The sequence below is a fragment of the Pseudaeromonas paramecii genome, assembly GCF_039540575.1.
Taxonomy (GTDB): Bacteria; Pseudomonadota; Gammaproteobacteria; order Enterobacterales; family Aeromonadaceae; genus Pseudaeromonas; species Pseudaeromonas paramecii.
Genome location: NZ_BAABFC010000013.1, coordinates 133,689 through 152,553 on the forward strand (window position 1 = coordinate 133,689; position 18,865 = coordinate 152,553).

An 18,865-nucleotide genomic window follows, 5' to 3' on the forward strand; every position below is an offset into this window, starting at 1 on the left:
GTCCTTATCTCAACTTGAGGGTGACGAGACCCACCAGTACCAGCACCAGTGTGATGATCCAGAAGCGAACTATCACCCGTGGCTCCGGCCAGCCCTTGAGTTCGTAGTGGTGGTGAATGGGTGCCATGCGGAAGATGCGCTGACCCCGCAGCTTGAAGGAGCCCACCTGCAGGATCACCGAGACGGTTTCCATCACGAACACGCCGCCCATGATCACCAGCAGAAACTCCTGGCGAAGCAGCACGGCGATGACCCCCAGCAGGGCCCCCAGGGCCAGGGAGCCCACGTCCCCCATGAACACCTGGGCCGGGTAGGTGTTGAACCAGAGAAAGCCCAGCCCGGCGCCGACGATGGCGGTACAGACCACCACCAGCTCGGAGGCGTACACCACATAGGGAATGTGCAGGTAATTGGCGAAGTTGACGTTGCCGGTGGCCCAGGCCACCAGGGCAAAGCCCGCCGCCACCATGACGGTGGTCATGATGGCCAGACCATCCAGGCCGTCGGTGAGGTTCACCGCATTGGAGGAGCCGACAATCACGAAATAGACCAGGGGGATGAACAGCAGCCCCAGCACCGGCATGAAGCCCTTGAAGAAGGGCACCACCAGCTGGGTCTGGGCATCGGCGGTGGCGGTGCTGAACAGGAAGATACCCACCGCCAGGGCGGCGGCGGACTGCCAGAAGTACTTCCAGCGGGCGATGAGGCCCTTGGTGTTCTTGCGCACCACCTTGCGGTAGTCATCTACGAAGCCGATGGCACCAAAGCTCACCAGCACAAACAGTACCACCCAGACATAGGGGTTGGAGAGCTTGGCCCACAGCAGCACGGAGACGGCGATGGCAAACAGTATCATCACGCCACCCATGGTGGGGGTGCCGCGCTTGCTGAAATGGGACTCGGGACCGTCATGGCGCACCACCTGACCGATCTGCAGCAGCTGCAGACGACGGATCACATGGGGCCCCACCCACAGGGCGATGCCCAGGGCGGTGAGAATGGCCATGATGGCGCGGAAGGTGAGGTAGCCCACCACGTTGAATAAAGAGATATAGGGCGTAAGCGCCTCAGCCAGCCAGACTAGCATGCCCGCTCCTTCAATTGCTTCATGAACTCGATGACCTCTTCCATGCGGGAGCTGCGCGCCCCCTTGGCCAAGAGGGTCAACTGGGATTGTTGTTCTGCCATGTCGGCCAGGGCCTGACACAGGCTCGCCTTGTCGGCAAAGTGCCGGCCACCGGCCGCCTCGGCGGTCAGGGCCGACAAGGGGCCCACCGTCAGCACGGCGTCCAGGCCGCGGGCCTTGGCGTGCTCTCCCACCTTGTGGTGTAGGCTCGGCGCCTCCTGACCCAGCTCGCCCATGTCACCAAAGGCCAGCACCCGGTAGCCCGGCAAGCCGGCCAGCAGATCGATGGCCGCCAGCACGGACTCCACGCTGGCGTTGTAGGTGTCGTCGATCAGGGTCAGGCCCGGCAACTGGGTCATGCAGGTCCGGCCCTTCACCGGCGCCATCTGCGCCAACCCTTGAGCGATCTCGTCCAGCGAGAGCCCCAGGGCCTGAGTGGCAGCCGCCGCCGCCAGGGCATTGGCCACATTGTGCCGACCGGGTAGCACCAGTTGAATCTCTACTTCACCCAGAGGACAGACCAGGGTAAAGCTGGCCCGGCCCAGGGCATCCAGCCGTATGTCTCTGGCCTGGAAGTCCGCCACCGGATTGGTCAGGCCGAAGCTGGTCAGGTAGGGCAGATCGTGCTGCCAGTAGCCGAAGAATTCGCTGTCGGCATTGACGATGGCCATGCCCTTGTCCGGCAGGCCGTTGAAGATTTCCGACTTGGCCATGGCCACGCCGTGCAGGGAGCCAAACCCCTCCAGGTGCGCCGCCGCCACGTTGTTGATCAGGGCCACATCCGGCTTGGCCAGACTGGTGGTCCAGGCGATTTCACCCGGATGGTTGGCGCCCAGCTCCATCACCGCATAGCGGTGCTCGGCGGTGAGCCGCAGCAGGGTCAGGGGCACGCCAATCTCGTTGTTGAGGTTACCCTGGGTGGCCAGCACCTCACCGCGCTGAGCCAGGATGGCGGCACACATCTCCTTGACCGTGGTCTTGCCACAGCTGCCGGTGATGGCCAGCACCTTGGGATGCAGCCGTTCACGCACCAGACGCCCCAACAGCCCCAGGGCGTAGCGGGTGTCTTCCACCAGCAGTTGCGGGCAGGCCAGCTCCGGCTGGTGCTGGGAGACCAGCAGGGCGCCGGCACCGGCGGCCGCCACCTGGGCACAGAAGTCATGGCCGTCAAACTTGTCCCCCACCAGGGCGACGAACAGGCCGCCCGGCACCAGCTTGCGGCTGTCTGTGGTGACGCTGTGAATGGTGAGGTCATCCCCCACCAGGGTGGCATCCAGGGCCTCGGCGATCGCCTGCAAATTCAAGGGGATCATGACCGCACCTCCAACAGCTGACGGACGGTATCACGGTCGCTATAGGGCATCTTTTGCTTTCCGATAATCTGATAGTCTTCGTGTCCCTTGCCGGCCACCAGCACCAGATCGCCGGCGGCGGCCTCGTCCAAGGCAAGACGGATAGCCTCGGCGCGGGAGTGGATCACCTGGGCCGCCTCGGGCCGCTGCAGGCCCGCCTGCATCTGCGCCATGATGACGGCTGGATCCTCGTTTCTGGGGTTGTCATCGGTAAGGATCAGCCGATCGCTGAGCCGCTCGCCGATGGCCGCCATCAGGGGGCGCTTGCCATTGTCCCTATCCCCGCCACAGCCCACCAGGCACCAGAGGCGCCCGCGGCAATGTAGGCGCGCCGCCAGCAGGGCCTGCTCCAGGCCGTCCGGGGTGTGAGCATAATCCACCACCACCAGGGGCTGGCTACCGCCGCCGAAACACTCCATGCGGCCGGTCACCGGGCTCAGCTGCGGCGCCGTGGCCAGCAGGGCCTTGAGGTCATAGCCCAGCACCAACAGGCAGCCCAGGGCCCCCAGCAGGTTGGCGACGTTAAAACGTCCCAGCAAGGGCGCGGATAATACACCATTCCCCCAGGAGGAAGTAATCCGCGCAGTGAGTCCTCGCTCACTGAATTCGGTAGACACCACCTGGAGGAAACGCCGTCCCGGCTCTGGCTGCCAGTCGCCCATGCCGAAGGCCACGGCCTGTGGCATCTCGGCCAACCACTGGGCCCCCACGGCGTCATCCCGGTTGATCACGCTGTCATGGGCCGCCACCTGGCTGAACAGCCGCCGTTTGGCCGCCGCATAGCTGGCCATGTCGCCGTGGTAGTCCAGGTGATCCCGGCTCAGGTTGGTGAACAGGGCCACGGAGAAGGGCAGAGCCGCCACGCGGTGCTGCACCAGGCCGTGGGAGGAGACCTCCATGGCCACCAGATCCGCTCCCTGCCCCAGCAGATCCGCCAGGGTCTGCTGGATGGCCAGGGCGCTGGCGGTGGTGTTTTCGCTGGGGGTCAGCTGGCCGAACAGGCCATTGCCCAGGGTGCCCATGACCCCGGCGGTGCCGCCCAGCAGGCTGCGCCACTGGGCGATGAGCTGGGTGGTGGTGCTCTTACCGTTGGTGCCGGTGACGCCGACCAGCTGCAACTGGCTGGCAGGTTCACCATAGAAGCGGCCGGCCAGGGCACTGAGCTGACGGGGCAGATCCGCCATGGCCAACTGGGGTATCGCCTGGGGAGCCGGTGCGAAATCATCGCCCCCCTCAAACAGCACGGCCGCGGCACCACGGGCCACGGCATCGGGGATGAAGCGACGACCATCCAGCTGATGGCCGTTCAAGGCAATAAACAGATCGCCGGGCTGTACCGCCCGGCTGTCGAGAGTGAGCTGACGCAGCGGCACAACCGGGGCGACCAGCGAAAATGGCTTGAGCAGTGCGTCAAGTGTGAGGGACAACTTTAACCTCCTGACGGGCAAGACTGACCCGCTCCCCTTCCGGAACCGGCAGGGCATCGGGCGGCACATTATACAGTTGCAGGGCAGCGGCCATCACCTCGGCGAAGGTCGGGCCCGCCACGGAGCCGCCGTAGTAGGCGTCCCCCTTGGGTTCGTTGATCACCACCACCATGACAAAGCGCGGGTTGGAGACGGGCGCCAGACCGACGAAGGTACCCACATAGTCGTTACCATAGCCGCCGGCCACCGCCACCTTGGCGGTCCCTGTCTTGCCCGCCACCCGGTAGCCCGGCACTTCCGCCTTGGTGCCGGTACCACCGCGCTCCACCACTGACTCCAGGCTCAGCACCACCTGCTCGGCGATGGCCGGATCGATCACCTGCTCGCCGGCGGGCGGCTCGCTGACCTTGAGGATGGAGACCGGCTTACGGACGCCCTTGCGCGCCAGGGTGGCATAGGCGGCGGCCAGCTGCAGCGGGGTGATCCGCAGGCCGTAACCGAAGCCCAGGGTGGCCCGTTCGATATCGGACCAGCGGGTACGCAGGGGCAGCATGCCGCCGCTTTCTCCGATGAGGCCGGTGCCGGGTTGCAGACCCAGGCCGAACAGGTTCAAGGTCTCCAGAATGTCCTGAGGCTGCATCCGCAGGGCGATGTGCGCCATGCCGATGTTGGAGGAGTATTTGAGGATGTCCGCCAGGGTGCCCTGATTCATCTTGTGGCTGTCGGTGACCCGCTTGCCACCGATGCTGAAGCTGCGAGTGTCGAACACCTCGGTCCAATTGACCGCCTTATGGCTCAGGGCGCTCACCGCCACCAGGGGCTTCAAGGTGGAGCCCGGCTCGTAGGTATCGGTCAGGGCGCGGTTACGGGCGCGAAAGCCCTGGTACTGGCCGCGGTTGTTGGGGTTGTAGGAGGGGGAGTTGGCCATGGCCAGCACCTCGCCCGTGGTCACATCCAGCAGCACCAATGAGCCGGAGGTGGCCTTGTTCAGCTCGGTGGCATACTTCAAGGAGCGGTAGGCCAGGGATTGCAGCCGCTGATCGACGCTCAGCTGCAGGTTGTTGGCCTTCTTACCCTCCTTGACCAGGCCCATCTCCTCGATGACCCGGCCGTTGCGATCCTTGCGCACCTTGCGCTCGGCCGGCGTGCCACTCAGCCACTGGTTGTAGGTGCGCTCCACCCCTTCGATGCCGGAGCCATCGATGTTGGTCATGCCCACCATGTGGGCGCTGATCTCACCGGCGGGGTAATAGCGGCGGGACTCCTGGCGCAGGAAGACGCCGGGCAGGCGCAACTTGTTGATGTACTCGGCCACCGAGGCCGTCACCTGGCGCTGCAGGTAGACGAAGCGGCGCTTGGGGTTGGCGATCCGCCCGGTGAGATCGGCCATCTCCAGCCCCAGCACGTCCGCCAGGGCCTGCCAGGCCCGCTGATTGTCCAGGCTGCCAGACTCATGCACCTGTTTGGGATCCGCCCAGACGGCGACCACGGGGACCGACACCGCCAGCTCCTCGCCGTTGCGATCGAGGATCATGCCGCGGGCTTCCGGGTCGGCGGTGGTGCGCAGGGATCTCAGATCCCCCTCATGCCGCAGCCGATCCGGCTCGATCACCTGGATCCAGGCAGCCCGGGCCACCAGGCCGACGAAGGCCAGGCCAATGAACAGCAAGAGGGCACCAAACCGCCAGGCGGCCAATGTGGGTGCGCTTTTTTTCACTTTCGCTTTCATGGCAGGTTGACGATGCGTTCCTTCAAGGGGGAAGGCCGCTGCATCTGCAGCCGCTCCCGTGCTATTTCGCTGACCCGGGAATGCTCGGCCAGCGCGTTCTGTTCCAGCAGCAGGTGTCGCCACTCGATATCAAACTGATCCCGCTCATCCAACAGCTCGTTCTGGCTGGAGGTCAGGCCGCGGGTCATGTTGGTCACCACTATCACCGTCATGGCCGAGGCCAGGATCGACAGCAGCAGCAACAGTTGAAACTTGTGCCGGCCCAGATCCCGGCCAATCTCCCAGGCCAGCCCGTCGCGCCGACTCATGCGTCCTGCTCCGGCAAGCGCTCGGCCACCCGCAACACGGAACTGCGGGAACGGGGGTTGCGGGCCACCTCCTCATCGGAGGGCATGATGGCCCGGCCCACGGACTTGAGCTTGCGGCCAACCGCCAGCTGGGCCTCGGTGAGCGGCAGGCCATGGGGCACTTCGGGCCCCTTTTCCTGCCGGCGGATAAACTGTTTGACGATGCGGTCCTCCAGGGAGTGGAAGCTGATCACCGCCAGGCGACCGGCCGGGGCCAGCACCGTCAAGGCGCCTTCCAGTGCCCGCTCCACCTCTTCCAGTTCTGAGTTGATGTAGATGCGAATGGCCTGGAAGCTGCGGGTGGCCGCGTGCTTGTGCTTCTCCCGGGAGGGGCTGACCCGGGCAATCATCTCCGCCAACTGGCGGGTGCGGGTGAAGGGGGTCTGCCCGCGATCGTGGACTATGGCCCTGGCTATCTTGCGGGCGAATTTCTCTTCGCCGAAGGTCTTCAGTACCCAGGCGATGTCTTCTTCTTCCGCCTTGGCCAGCCAGTCGGCGGCGCTGATGCCGGTCGTGGGATCCATGCGCATATCCAGCGGACCGTCCTTCATGAAGCTAAAGCCCCGCTCGGCGTCATCCAGCTGCGGCGAGGAGACCCCCAGATCCAGCAGCAGGCCGTCCACCCGGCCGGTGAGGCCACGCTCGGCCAGGTAACCGGCCAGCCCAGAGAAGGCCCCGGGGATGATCTCGAAGCGCGGATCCTCGATCTGCCGGGCAGTGGCGATGGCCAGAGGATCCCGGTCGATGGCCAGCAGGCGCCCCTGGGGCCCCAGCCGGGAAAGAATGAGCCGGGAGTGGCCGCCCCGCCCGAAGGTGCCGTCCACATAGATGCCGTCGGGGCGGATCGCCAAACCCGCCACGGCCTCTTCCAACAGGACGGTCGCGTGAGAAAATTGCTGTTCCATGATTACAGTGAAAAATCCCGTAGTCGCTCGGAGCCAAGGGTATCAGTGTCGGGCAAGACCGAGAGATCGTCCGCCACCTGCTGCAGCCAGCGGGCCTCGCTCCAGAGTTCAAATTTATTCAGCTGCCCCACCAGCATCACCTGCTTGTCCAGCCCGGCGTGCTGACGCAAGGGGGCCGACAGCAGCACCCGGCCATTGCCATCCAGCTCGCATTCGCTGGCATACCCCAGCAGCAGGCGTTGCAGGCGGCGCTCGGCCGGCTGCATGCTGGAGAGGGCCTTGAGTTTTCTTTCTATCTCTTCCCATTCGGGCAGGGGGTAAAGCAGCAGACAGGGATGGTTGATGTCGATGGTGCAGACCAGCTGGCCGTCGCACTCTTCGCGCAGCCAGTCTCGAAACTTGGTCGGAATCGCCAAGCGCCCCTTACCGTCCAGGGCGATGGCGTGAGCCCCACGCAGCATGCCGTTGCATCCCCATTGATCTACAAATTGCCACTTATCACCACTTTTCCCCACGCAAGAGTGTAAGGATGCCCCCAGGCCAATGCAAGGGAGCTAAGGCGGCCAGTGGCGGCTTTTTCTCGCCAGTTGTGGGACTATCTGATAAAAGGCGCTGAATATCAGCGCTATACAAAAAATGAGCAATCTACCGTATTGGGATCCGGCTCACTCTTGCCCAGGATCCCGACGCGCGCCCCGGCTCGAAAGACTAAAATGAAAGCCATTGGTTCCGATTGACGGCACCTCATACCGCCAGAGAGTAAACGATGTTGCTAACCCGCCTCCTGATGCTTGCCAGCCTACTGTTGCCCCTGACTCTGCAGGCCAAGCCCCTGCAGATCTACAGCGAGGAGTGGGAGAGCTTTACCGCCACCGACGGCAGCGGCCTCTACCTGGATCTGGTGCGCGAGATCTATCAGCCCCTGGGCTACCAGCTGAACATCCATATCGTGCCCTACAAGCGCTCGCTGGACATGGTCCGCCATGGCGGCGGCGATCTGGCCCTGGGCGTCTACGAGCAGGAGGTGGACGACCTGCGCTATCCCCGCTACGCCATGTTTGCCGATGACGTCTCCGTGCTGATGCAGGACCAATGGGCCGCCGACTGGCAGGGCGAACAGAGCCTGAGCAACCAGAATGTGCTCTGGCAACGAGGCTGGGGTTACGAGAAGTACATACGGGTGCCCATGCAGTGGTTCGAGGTGGATGATCACGATAAGGCGATGGATCTGCTGAATCATGATCGCTATCGCTACTACCTGGGGGCCGGCGTGCTGTTCGAGCAGGGCCCCCTGCCCGGCTATACCATCAAGTTCCTGCGCTGGCTGCGGGTCTATCCGGTGTTTGCCCAAACCCTGCGGGGCGAGGAGCTGGCCAGGCAGTGGGATGAAGGCATGCTGCGCCTGCTCAAGAGCGGTCGACTGGCCAAGCTGTTCAACCTGTACCACATGGGTCAGTACTACCCCTCGGTCGCCGAGCAGTAGCTCAACGCAACAAGGCGCCCGAGGGCGCCTTGTGCAGGAAAAAAGGGAGTGGGTCTGTAAGCCGGGTTCTGTATCCGAGTTGCCCCGGTGACAATCATTCCTCTAGGCCAGCCATCGCTAACTGGCTCAAGCAACCTACCCGCCTCCAGCGCGGGCCGCGCCAATGGAAGCCTATTTGGTCTTGCTCCGGGTGGAGTTTACCGTGCCACGGACTGTTGCCAGCCGCGCGGTGCGCTCTTACCGCACCCTTTCACCCTTACCTGATCCCTTGCGGGCCATCGGCGGTCTGCTCTCTGTTGCACTGGTCGTGGGCTCACGCCCCCCAGGAGTTACCTGGCACCCTGCCCTATGGAGCCCGGACTTTCCTCCCCCTTGCCCGTCTACCCTAGGGTACAACGACAGGGCGGCGATTGTCCGACCCACTCCGGCGGCGGATTATACGGACTCTCCCGCCCCATCGCAATCCGCCTGCTCCAGTGCCCACTTATACAGGGCATTTTTCTTCACCCCGTGGATCTCGGCGGTCAGCGCCGCCGCCTTCTTCAGCGGCAACTCCCGCTGCAGCAGGGTCAGGGTACGCAGGGCCTCGCTGGGCAGCGCCTCGGGATCCGGTCTGGCGGCCGCCACCATCAGGACTATCTCTCCCCGGCAACGGTTATCATCCGCCGCCAGCCAAGCCACCATCTCGGTGGCCGGCAGGCTGTAGAAGGACTCGAAGGTCTTAGTCAGCTCCCGGGCCACCACCAGGGGGCGCGGGCCATACAGGCGGGCGATGGCAGTGACCGTATCCAGCAGGCGGCGGGGCGACTCGTAAAACACCAGAGTGCGGGGCTCGTCGATCAGGGACTGCAGGCGATCGTCCCGTGCCTTCTCCTTGGCCGGCAGGAAGCCCTCGAAGGCGAAACGATCCGTGGGCAAGCCGGCGGCACTGAGCGCCGTAACGGCGGCACAGGGGCCGGGCAGGGGCACCACGTTAACCCCCGCCTCCCGGCAGCGGGTCACCAGGTGATAACCAGGATCGCTGATGAGCGGGGTGCCGGCATCGGACACCAGGGCCACGTTTTTCCCCTGGCGGATCTTGCCGATCAACAGCTCGGCCCGCTGCTGCTCATTATGATCGTGTAGGGCCAGCAAGGGCACCTGGATCTGCAGATGGCTGAGCAGTATGCCGGTGTGGCGGGTGTCTTCCGCCGCCACCAGATCCACCTTGCCCAGCACCTCGACGGCCCGCTGGGTGATGTCCCCCAGGTTGCCGATGGGGGTGGGCACTATGTAAAGACAGCAGGATTCTGTCATCTGCATACCTCATCAGGATTTGTGTCGCAAAATTGACCCGTTTACACTAGGGCCCACTGAATGGATCCCCAAAATAAAGAACTGAGGAATTACCTTGAGCCGGGTCACGAAACGTCACAGCCTAACACAATTCCTGCTGGCCAGCCTGCTCGGTCTCCTGCTGACCGCTTGCGCCGGCAGTACCGGCAGCACCCAGGTTACGCCCCAGGCGGCACCGCCCGCCTTCTCCGACCTCACCCAGGATGCCAACTGGTATCTGGCCCAGGTGGCTCAATCCGGCCCGGCAGATCGCTTCGCCTGGCAGGTGCTGGCCAGCCGCAGCCTGATCCAGGCCGGGGATCTGCAGCAGGCCCAGGCCATACTGCAACAGCTGGACAAGGAGGCCTTCACCCCCAGACTGCGCAGCCAGTACAAGCTGCTGCAGGCCACCTTGCTGCAACGTCAGGCTGATGCCGCCTCGGCCTTGGTGGCCCTGGCAGATCTGGATCTGCGCCCCCTGGATGCCACCACCCTGGCCTATCACCACAAGCTCAAGGCCCAGCTGCTGCTGGATAACGGCGACAAGCTGGCGGCGGTGCAGAGTCTGTCGGCGCTGGATGCCCTGTTGCCGGCCGACCAGCAGGATGCCAACCGCCAGCAGATCTGGCAGTTGCTGCAAGGCTACAACGCCGACACCCTGCGCGCCTACGAGGAGAAGCCAGCCCCGGATACCGCCAGCGGCTGGTTCGAGCTGGCGGCCCTGGTGAGCGAACTGGGCGCCCAGCCCGACGCCCTCACCCAGGCGCTGCAAGCCTGGCAACAGGCCTATCCCAATCATCCCGGCCTGGCCCTGTGGCAGAGCCAGGCCCATGACAAGCAACCGCTCGACATCAAGGATCAGGGCCAGGGCAGCTACGCCCCCAGCCAAATTGCCGTCTTCCTGCCCCTCAGTGGCAACCTGGCCAATCACGGCAATACCCTGCGCAACGGTATCATGGTGGGCTACAAGGAAGCCGGTCTGCAGGCCGACCTGCGTTTCTACGACTCCGCCGCCCAGCCCATGGACAAGCTCTATCAGCAGGCGGTGGCTGACGGTGCCCAGTTCATCATAGGCCCGCTGCTCAAGAGTGAGCTCACCGCCCTGCTGGCGCTGGATCCCCAGCTGCCGGTACTGGCGCTGAACGAGCCGGATCAGGTCGACTACCACGCCGATCGCTTCTTCTTCTCCCTCTCCCCGGAAGGGGATGCCAAGGAAGTGGCCCGTCGCATCCAGGCAGAAGGGCATGTCTCGCCCCTGCTGGTGCTGCCGGCGGGCACCCTGGGCCAGCGCACCTTTGATGCCTTCAACCAGGAATGGCAGCAACTCACCGGCGGCCAGGCCAAGGTGGCCTGGATGAGCAGCCGCGAGCAGATGCAGGACAGTCTGGGCGAGGCTTTGGGGGTCAGCAGCCGTAACGGCAAGGCCGTGGCAGGTAATGCCGAGGGGGACGTGAAGCAGGCCGATACCGACGCCATCTTCATGCTGGCCAGCCCCATCGAAGCCACCACCATTCGTTCCTATGTGGAATATGTGCTGGATCCTCGGGCCCCCCGTCCCGCCTACTACCTGGGGCCCAAGAGCAACGTCCAGGATCGGGTGGATCTGGCCCGCGAACTCAACGGCGTCGAGCTGGGTGACATGCCCTGGATGCTGGGCCAGTACGGCAGCCTGCGGGAGCAGGTAGCCAGCCTGTTGCCGCCGGATGGCGGCGAACTGCTGCGCTTCTATGCTCTGGGGGTGGATGCCATCAAGCTGCTGCCGCATCTGGCCGATCTCAACCGGGATCACAGCAGCCAGCTGGCCGGCCTGTGTGGCGGCCTGAGCCTGAACGACAAGGGTGTGGTGGAGCGTCACCTGAGCTGGGGCAAGTATGACAATGGCGAACTGGTGGGCGAGGCTGGTGCACCGGCTGAACCGGCAACCGGCAGCGACCCCGCCGCCCAGCCCGATGCCGAGCAACAAGCCGACGCCGATGAACTCGAACTCCTGTCCCAGTAAGGGCGCGGAGTACGAAGACAAAGCGGCACAGCATCTGCTGGCCCACGGGCTGGCGCTGGTGTGCCGCAACTATCACTGTCGCCAGGGGGAAATTGACCTTATCCTGCGGCAGGATAAGATGCTGGTGTTCGTGGAAGTCCGCTACCGGCAGAACCGGCGACATGGCGGCGCATTGGCGTCCGTCACCCCACAGAAGCAGCACAAAATTCGCCTCACGGCGCAACATTATCTGGCTGCTCAACATCTTAACGAATCCAGGCAGGCATGCCGCTTCGACGTTGTCGCCTTCGAGGGCGACGAAGTGTTGTGGCTGCGCAACGCCTTCTAGAGGAACCCGGGTGGATCGCATCAAAGAAAATTTTACCGAGAGCATTCAGACCAAGATTGCCGCCGCCGAGGCACTGCAGGAGTCGATCCAGACCGCTGCCCAGATGCTCACCATCTGTCTGCTCAACGGCAACAAGATCTTGAGCTGCGGCAACGGCAGCGGTGCCGCCCTGGCCCAGCTGTTTGCCAGTCAGATGCTCAACCGTTTCGAGACGGAACGCCCCTCCCTGCCGGCCTTCTGCCTCAATGGCGACACCGTGACCTTGAGCGCCGTGGCCAACGACCACGGCTTTGAGGATGCCTATGCCAAGCAGATCCGCGCCCTGGGCCAACAGGGCGACATACTGCTGGTAATCGATGGCGCGGGGCGCTGCCGCAGCCTGATCAAGGCGGCGGAAGCCGCCCTGTCCCGGGACATGACCATCATAGCCCTCACCGGCGGTGACGGCGGCGAGATGGCCGGTCTGCTGGGTCCCAGCGACGTGGAGGTGCGCGTCCCCTCCGCCCGGCCGCCCCGCATCCTGGAGGTCCACCTGCTGGCCCTGCACTGTTTGAGCGATCTCATCGATCGCACCCTGTTTCCCCAATAGGCCCCCAGGGCCCAGACCACAGAGGAGTTTGTATGAAACACAGTCCGCTGATCGCCCTGCTGACCAGTCTGCTGCTGTTGCAAGGCTGTGCCGGTGTCATAGTGGCCGGCGCGGCCACCACGGCGGCGGTTGCCAACGACAGACGCACCATTGGCTCCCAATTGGATGATCAGAGCATAGAGATGAAGGTCAATAGCGAACTGGCCAAACTCAAGGAGCTCAACGCCGTCAGCCGCATCGTGCCGGTGAGCACCAACGGCAAGGTGCTGCTCGTCGGTCAAACCCCCAACCAGGGCTACAAGGATAAGGCCGGCCAGGTGGTGGCCAAGATCCCCGGCGTGCGTCAGGTCTACAACGAGGTGCGTCTGCGTCAACCCCTGGGTCTGAGCGGTCAGAGCAACGACACCTGGCTGACCTCCAAGATCAAGACGGATCTGCTGATGCGCAAGAACTTCGACAGCACCCATATCAAGGTGAACACCGAGGATGGCGAGGTGTTCCTCAGCGGTCTGGTGACCCGCGCCGAAGGCGAGACGGCGGTGGAGATCACCCGCAACGTCAGCGGGGTGCGCAAGGTGGTGAAGGTGTTTGAATACGTGCAGGCCCCCGCCGCCGGCCAACCGGCCAACACCAACAGCCAGGCGGCACCGGCCGCGGCGCCGGCCAGCGACAACGGCGATGTCCAGCTGGGGGAGTCGGTGGATCCCGTACTGGTTCCCTGAGCCCGGTGAACCGGCCACAAAAAAGCCCCGCATGCGGGGCTTTTTCTTGGGTGGAGCGCGTTTAGGCGTCCCGCTCCTTGATGGTGCGGATGATGGCGGAGGTGGAGCAGCCATCCTCGAAATTCAGCACCAGCACCTCACCCCCGTTGGCGGTCACCTCGTCGAAGCCGGCGATCTGCTCGGGTTGATAGTCGCCGCCCTTCACCAGCTTGTCCGGCAACACCTCGGCGATCAGCCGGCGCGGCGTATCCTCGCCAAAGGGCACCACCCAGTCCACGGCTCCCAGGGCCGCCAGCACCGCCATGCGGCGATCCACCGGGTTCACCGGGCGCCCCGGCCCCTTGAGGCGAGACACGGAGGCATCGTCATTCACCGCCACGATCAGGCGATCCCCCAGCTGGCGCGCCTGCTGCAGGTAGGCCACATGGCCGGCATGCAGTATGTCGAAGCAGCCATTGGTCATCACCACCGTCTCGCCGCGGCTGCGGGCGGCCGCCACCGCCACCTTGAGCTGTTGCTCGCTCACCACCCCGAAGCCGGTTTCCTGCTCGCCGTAGATGGCGCGGGCCAGCTCCACCGGACTGACGGTGGAGGTGCCCAGCTTGCCCACCACGATACCGGCGGCGGCATTGGCCAGGGCACAGGCCTCGTCCAACGGCTTGCCGGCCGCCAGGGCCGTGGCCAGGGTGCCGATGACGGTGTCCCCGGCGCCGGTGACGTCATACACCTCATGGGCCTGAGCCGGCAGATGCAACTCGGTTTGACCATCGCGGATCAGGGTCATGCCGTGCTCGGAACGGGTCACCAGCAGGGCCTGCAGCTCGAAGCGGCGCACCAGCTCCAGCCCCTTGGCCACCAGATCCTGTTCATCCTTGACCTTGCCCACCACGGCCTCGAACTCGGACATGTTGGGGGTCAGCAGGGTGGCGCCACGGTACTTCTCAAAGTCGGTCCCCTTGGGATCCACCAGCACGGGCACGCCGGCGGCGCGGGCCAGGGGGATCATGCGACTGACCGCCGCCAGGGCCCCCTTGGCATAATCGGAGAGGATCAGCACGCCGGAGTCCGGCAAGGCCGCCTGGATACGTGCCAGCAAGGGCTCGGGATCCACCCCATGGAAGCCCTCTTCGAAGTCCAGCCGCAGCAACTGCTGGTTGCGGCTCAGGATGCGCAGCTTGGTGATGGTGGGAAAATGCGGCACCCGCACGAAGTCACAGGCCACGCCCACCCCGTTCAGGCGGGCACTCAGGGCGTCGGCGGCCTCATCCTGACCGGTCAGCCCCAACAAGGTGGCGTGGGCCCCCAGGGCCGCCACGTTCAGCGCCACGTTGGCAGCCCCACCGGGACGCTCTTCGCTCTGTTCCACCCGCACCACGGGCACCGGCGCCTCGGGAGAGATCCGGCTGGTAGGGCCATGCCAGTAACGATCCAGCATCACATCCCCTACCACCAGCACCCGGGCTTGTTCAAAATCAGGCAGCGTGATTTTCATTGTTCAGACTCTCACAACCAAGATACGCGGCGCAGTCTAGCATAAGGGCGTGGCCGATTCGCCTAGTGGCGGTGGCTTCTGCTAAAATCGCCCCCCTGTCCCCCCTGCCGGATGCACTGTATGTCGGTTGTTTCCCCGCGCCTGAGTGCGGCGCTGTTTCATCCCCGTTATTGGCTGCTGTGGCTGGGCCTGTTCTCCCTGCGCCTGCTGGTGCAGCTGCCCTTTGCCTGGTTGATGGCCCTGGGCGGCACACTGGGGCGCCTGGCCATGCCGCTGATGCGTTCCCGGGTGCGTATCGCCCGGCGCAATCTGGCGCTGGCGCTGCCGGAGCTGGACGAGGCGGAGCGGGAGGCTCTGCTCAGGGAAAACTTCGCCAACGTGGGTCGCGCCATCCTGGAGACCGGCATGGCCTGGTTCTGGTCCGACGCCCGCATGCGCCGCTGGATGCAGGTGGAGGGCCTGGAGCACCTGCAGGCAGCCCAGCAACAGGGGCAGGGCATACTGCTGCTCTCCGCCCACTTTCTCACCCTGGAGCTCAACGCCCGCATGTTCGGCCTGCTGCAGCCCGGGGTGGGCGTCTACCGGCCCAACCGCAATCCGCTGCTGGAGTACGCCCAGGTCACCGGCCGCTGCCGCAGCAACAAGTCCCTGCTGGATCGCAAGGATGTCAAAGGCATGATCAAGGCGCTGCGCGCCGGCGACGCCCTCTGGTACGCGCCGGATCATGACTACGGCCCCCATGCCAGCGTGTTCGTGCCCTTCTTCGCCGTGGCGCAGACCGCCACCATCACGGGCACCGCCACCCTGGCCCGGGTGAAGAATACGGTGGTGATGCCCTGCTTCACCCTGCGGCAGCCCAAGGGTGGCTACCGCCTGCTGCTGGGGGCGCCGCTGACCGACTATCCCAGCGGTGACGACGAGGCGGATGCCACCGCCAGCAACCGGGTCATCGAGGCCGCCATCCGCCAGGCGCCGGCCCAGTACATGTGGCTGCATCGGCGCTTCAAGACCACCCCCCCCGGGGTGCCCTCCCGCTACTGACGGCCGCTCCGCCGCCCATGCCAAGAGGCCCGTCATCGACGGGCCTCTTAGGTTACTCAAGCACTGGACTCACGCCGGCAGCCTGGCCAGGCTGGTATCCACCCCGGCAAACAGCCGCTGCCACAGGGCCCAGACCTGGGCCCGCTCGCTCGCCAGCAGGTGGTCCGCCACGATGCGACTGCGGCCGGAGAGGGTGCAGCGGTGGGCCTCGTCACGGATGGCCAGGTAGGCCTGCTTGAGGGCCTGCCCCTCCTGCTGACTGAGCAGGCCGGCCAGCACGCACTCCTCGAGAATGCGCACATTGTCCGACCAGCGGGTCAGGGCTTCCGGCGCCTCCTGGGCGTGGGCCAGCACCAGATACTGGGTGATGAATTCGATATCCACCATGCCGCCCGCCCCCTGCTTGAGGTCAAACTCCCCCTCACCGCCGCGCAGCAAATGGCGCCGCATCTTGTCCCGCATCGCCACCACCTCCGCCGCCAGATTGGCCTGCGGGCGCGGACGACTGAGCACGGCACGCCGTATCTGCTCGAACGCCCGCCGCATGGCCGGCTCGCCGTAGACGGCCCGGCTGCGCACCAGGGCCTGATGTTCCCAGGTCCAGGCTTCCTGCTCCTGATAGCGCTGATAAGCTTCCAGATTGGAGACCAGGAGCCCGGCCTCCCCCGCCGGCCGCAGCCGCATGTCGGTGTCGTACAGTATGCCGGAGGGGGTGCGGGTGCTGAACAGGTGGATGATGCGCTGGGCCAGGCGCACGTAAAATTGCCGCACGTCTATGGGTCTGTCGCCGTCCGTCTCCCCCGTCAGCTCGCCACCGTGCAGGAACACCAGATCCAGATCCGAGCCATAGCCCAGCTCTATGCCCCCCAGCTTGCCGTAGGCCACCACACAGAAGCCCTTCTCTCCCGTCTCCCGGCTGTGGGGCGGTAGACCGTGGCGGGCGATGACCTGACTCCAGGCCTGGCTCACCACCTCCTCTATGATGGCCTCCGCCAGCCAGGTGAGGTGATCGCTCACCTTCATCAGCGGCAGGGCTCCGGCGATGTCGGCCGCCGAGATCTTCAGCAGCTGGATCTGCTTGAACTGGCGCAGCGCCTCCATCTGCTGCTCCAGATCCTCCTCCGGCACCCGCAGCAGGTATTGCCGCAGCTCATCGCGGTAACGCTCCAGGGGGGTGGGATGGTAGAGCTGCTGCGGATCCAGCAGCTCGTCCAGCAGTATGGGGTAGCGGGCCAGCTGTTCGGCCACCACGCCACTGGCGCTGCACAGCTCCAGCAGCTGGTTCAGCGCCCCCGGGTTCTCCGCCAGCAGCTGCAGGTAGGCGCTGCGGGTGAGGATCTGGGTCAGCAGCTGCTGCACCCGCTCAAACAGCAAGGCCGGCTGCGGCTTGGCGGCCACCGCCGCCAGCAGATCCGGCATCAGGCGTGCCAGGGCCTCCCGACCCTGGGGGCCGATGGCCCGCCGCCGGCTCTCCTGGCGAAAACGCCACAGGGGCGGGGCCAGGGCCTGACTCGGCTCACCGCCGACGGTCAGCAACTCCCGCGCCAGCTCCTCCTCATCCTGGCTGCCGTGCCACAGATCGTGCCACAACACGCCGGATCCCGAGTCGTCCTGCTCGTCGGACTGGCCGATCACCTGACGGAACTCCTTGTGCACCAGGGCCATGACCCGCTCCAGCTGGCTGTAGCAGCCGGCCCAGTCGGCAAAGCCCAGGGCGGTGATCAGGCGCAGGCGATCCCGCTCGCCGTCCGGCAGGGTCTGGGTCTGGGCGTCGGCGATCTCCTGCAGCAGGTTCTCCACCCGCCGCAAGAAGCGATAGGCCTCCAGCAGCCCTTGTATGCTGGGGCCCGGCATGGCCCCCAGATCCGCCAGGGCCTGCAGGGCCGCTGGCAGATGGCGCACCTGCAGGGCCGGCTCCCGGCCGCCACGGATCAGCTGATAGGCCTGGGCGATGAATTCCACCTCGCGGATGCCGCCCGCCCCCAGCTTGATGTTGTCCTTGAGCCCCTTGCGCCGCACCTCCGCCTCGATCAGCCCCTTCATCTTGCGCAGGGCATCGATGGCACCGAAGTCGATGTAGCGACGGAAGATGAAGGGCCGCAGCAGCCGCTGCAGCTCCTGGGCGTGGGGACTGTCCGGCCCCAGGATGCGGGCCTTGACCATGGCGTAGCGCTCCCAGTTGCGGCCATGGTTCTGGTAGTAGTCCTCCATGGCGGCAAAGCTGATGGCCAGGGGGCCGGCATCGCCGAAGGGCCGCAGCCGCATGTCCACCCGAAACACCTGACCATCCACAGTGGTCTGGTGCAGCGCCTGGATCAGCTGCTGTCCCAGGCGGATGAAGAAGGCCTGATTCTCCAGGCTGCGCCGCCCGCCCTGGGTCTGCCCGCCCTCGGGGAAGGTGAAGATGAGATCGATGTCGGAGGAGAAGTTGAGCTCGCCGCCCCCCAGCTTGCCCATGCCCAAGACCAGCAGGGGTTGCGGTTCGCCGTCACCATTGCAGGGGGTGCCCAGCTCCCGGCACAGCTTGGCATACAACCAGTCCCGGGCGCCGCAGATCAGCGCCTCGGCCAGGGCGGTGAGGTGCACGAAGCTCTCCTCCACCTGAGCCCGCCCCAACAGTTCGCGCCAGGCGATGACCAGCATGTGGCGCCGGCGGAAGCGCCGCAGGGCCCGTTTGAGCGCCTCATCATCCTGAATGCCGGCCAGGGCCTCGGCCAGGCGGGGCCCATAGTCGGCATGCCGTTCGGCCTGATACAGCTCGCCGCTTTGCAGCAGCTCCAGCACCATCAAGGGATATTGCAGACAGGAGTCGGCGATGAAGTCGGACAGACCAAACAGGCAGGTGAGCTCAGCCTGATAGGGCGCAAAGGCGGCCGACACCGGCGGTTCGAGACGCGCCTGCAGGCGCTGCCATTGCTGATCGGCGTGGGCTTGCAGGTCCACGGGCAGGTTTAACATACTGAGGCTCCAACAGAACGCTTGCCCTCAATCTAACACCGTCACCCCAGCAG

At 65.2% G+C, this 18,865-nt stretch carries 15 protein-coding genes, 1 other RNA gene and 1 pseudogene; 6 read left to right on the forward strand and 11 right to left on the reverse strand.

Translation table 11 applies throughout. The annotated features are described in order from the left end of the window. Window positions 1-4 precede the first annotated feature (4 nt). From mraY to mraZ, 7 genes are read right to left on the reverse strand one after another with little or no spacing between them, the layout of a single operon-like run. Window positions 5-1,087 (reverse strand): phospho-N-acetylmuramoyl-pentapeptide-transferase, encoded by a 1,083-nt coding sequence (gene mraY / locus ABD847_RS11055; protein WP_345012947.1) that lies wholly within the window; start codon window positions 1,085-1,087, stop codon window positions 5-7. Then, window positions 1,081-2,439, reverse strand: a complete 1,359-nt coding sequence (murF, locus tag ABD847_RS11060) for a UDP-N-acetylmuramoyl-tripeptide--D-alanyl-D-alanine ligase (protein ID WP_345012949.1) — start codon at window positions 2,437-2,439, stop codon at window positions 1,081-1,083. The genes mraY and murF overlap by 7 nt, the downstream gene beginning before the upstream one ends. Continuing rightward, entirely contained in the window at window positions 2,436-3,905 is a 1,470-nt protein-coding gene (gene murE, locus ABD847_RS11065) for a UDP-N-acetylmuramoyl-L-alanyl-D-glutamate--2,6-diaminopimelate ligase (RefSeq protein ID WP_345012951.1), read from the reverse strand. The genes murF and murE overlap by 4 nt, the downstream gene beginning before the upstream one ends. Next, complete coding sequence (locus ABD847_RS11070) at window positions 3,889-5,634, reverse strand: penicillin-binding transpeptidase domain-containing protein (RefSeq protein WP_345012953.1); 1,746 nt, start codon at window positions 5,632-5,634, stop codon at window positions 3,889-3,891. The genes murE and ABD847_RS11070 overlap by 17 nt, the downstream gene beginning before the upstream one ends. Continuing rightward, window positions 5,631-5,942: a cell division protein FtsL gene (gene ftsL, locus ABD847_RS11075; protein WP_345012955.1), complete on the reverse strand. Its 312-nt coding sequence runs from the start codon at window positions 5,940-5,942 to the stop codon at window positions 5,631-5,633. The genes ABD847_RS11070 and ftsL overlap by 4 nt, the downstream gene beginning before the upstream one ends. Then, complete coding sequence (gene rsmH, locus ABD847_RS11080) at window positions 5,939-6,886, reverse strand: 16S rRNA (cytosine(1402)-N(4))-methyltransferase RsmH (RefSeq protein ID WP_345012958.1); 948 nt, start codon at window positions 6,884-6,886, stop codon at window positions 5,939-5,941. The genes ftsL and rsmH overlap by 4 nt, the downstream gene beginning before the upstream one ends. Window positions 6,887-6,888: 2 nt before the next feature. Beyond that, window positions 6,889-7,347: a division/cell wall cluster transcriptional repressor MraZ gene (mraZ, locus tag ABD847_RS11085; RefSeq protein WP_345012960.1), complete on the reverse strand. Its 459-nt coding sequence runs from the start codon at window positions 7,345-7,347 to the stop codon at window positions 6,889-6,891. Between the two features lie 305 nt (window positions 7,348-7,652). Between mraZ and ABD847_RS11090 the strand changes: the two genes are divergently transcribed. Continuing rightward, window positions 7,653-8,369 (forward strand): substrate-binding periplasmic protein, encoded by a 717-nt coding sequence (locus tag ABD847_RS11090; protein WP_345012962.1) that lies wholly within the window; start codon window positions 7,653-7,655, stop codon window positions 8,367-8,369. 41 nt (window positions 8,370-8,410) lie between these two features. Here ABD847_RS11090 and rnpB read toward each other — a convergent pair. Beyond that, window positions 8,411-8,795, reverse strand: an RNA gene (gene rnpB / locus ABD847_RS11095) — RNase P RNA component class A. A 9-nt stretch (window positions 8,796-8,804) separates the two neighbouring features. Beyond that, window positions 8,805-9,665: a 16S rRNA (cytidine(1402)-2'-O)-methyltransferase gene (rsmI, locus tag ABD847_RS11100; protein ID WP_345012964.1), complete on the reverse strand. Its 861-nt coding sequence runs from the start codon at window positions 9,663-9,665 to the stop codon at window positions 8,805-8,807. A 94-nt stretch (window positions 9,666-9,759) separates the two neighbouring features. On the opposite strand from rsmI, the gene ABD847_RS11105 reads away from it, so the two are divergent. The 4 genes and pseudogenes from ABD847_RS11105 to dolP all read left to right on the forward strand — a co-directional run. Continuing rightward, on the forward strand, window positions 9,760-11,682 hold the full coding sequence (locus ABD847_RS11105; protein WP_345012966.1) for a penicillin-binding protein activator: 1,923 nt from the start codon (window positions 9,760-9,762) through the stop codon (window positions 11,680-11,682). Continuing rightward, complete coding sequence (locus ABD847_RS11110; protein ID WP_345012967.1) at window positions 11,657-12,010, forward strand: YraN family protein; 354 nt, start codon at window positions 11,657-11,659, stop codon at window positions 12,008-12,010. The genes ABD847_RS11105 and ABD847_RS11110 overlap by 26 nt, the downstream gene beginning before the upstream one ends. 10 nt (window positions 12,011-12,020) lie before the next feature. Then, the gene (locus ABD847_RS11115) at window positions 12,021-12,599 is read left to right on the forward strand and encodes a D-sedoheptulose-7-phosphate isomerase (protein WP_345012969.1); all 579 of its coding nucleotides are present in this window, start codon (window positions 12,021-12,023) and stop codon (window positions 12,597-12,599) included. A gap of 32 nt (window positions 12,600-12,631) precedes the next feature. Next, window positions 12,632-13,201, forward strand: a pseudogene (gene dolP / locus ABD847_RS11120) (division/outer membrane stress-associated lipid-binding lipoprotein); the annotation flags it as partial. Between the two features lie 181 nt (window positions 13,202-13,382). Here the strand turns inward: dolP and hldE are convergent. Continuing rightward, complete coding sequence (gene hldE / locus ABD847_RS11125; RefSeq protein ID WP_345012971.1) at window positions 13,383-14,813, reverse strand: bifunctional D-glycero-beta-D-manno-heptose-7-phosphate kinase/D-glycero-beta-D-manno-heptose 1-phosphate adenylyltransferase HldE; 1,431 nt, start codon at window positions 14,811-14,813, stop codon at window positions 13,383-13,385. A gap of 120 nt (window positions 14,814-14,933) precedes the next feature. Here hldE and lpxL point away from each other — a divergent pair, with 120 nt between their 5' ends. Then, window positions 14,934-15,854: an LpxL/LpxP family Kdo(2)-lipid IV(A) lauroyl/palmitoleoyl acyltransferase gene (gene lpxL, locus ABD847_RS11130; RefSeq protein ID WP_345012973.1), complete on the forward strand. Its 921-nt coding sequence runs from the start codon at window positions 14,934-14,936 to the stop codon at window positions 15,852-15,854. A gap of 69 nt (window positions 15,855-15,923) precedes the next feature. On the opposite strand, the gene glnE is transcribed toward lpxL, so the two are convergent. Further along, window positions 15,924-18,812 carry a bifunctional [glutamate--ammonia ligase]-adenylyl-L-tyrosine phosphorylase/[glutamate--ammonia-ligase] adenylyltransferase gene (gene glnE / locus ABD847_RS11135; protein ID WP_345012975.1) on the reverse strand — a complete coding sequence of 963 codons (2,889 nt, stop codon included), beginning with the start codon at window positions 18,810-18,812 and terminating at the stop codon, window positions 15,924-15,926. Between the last annotated feature and the right edge of the window lie 53 nt (window positions 18,813-18,865).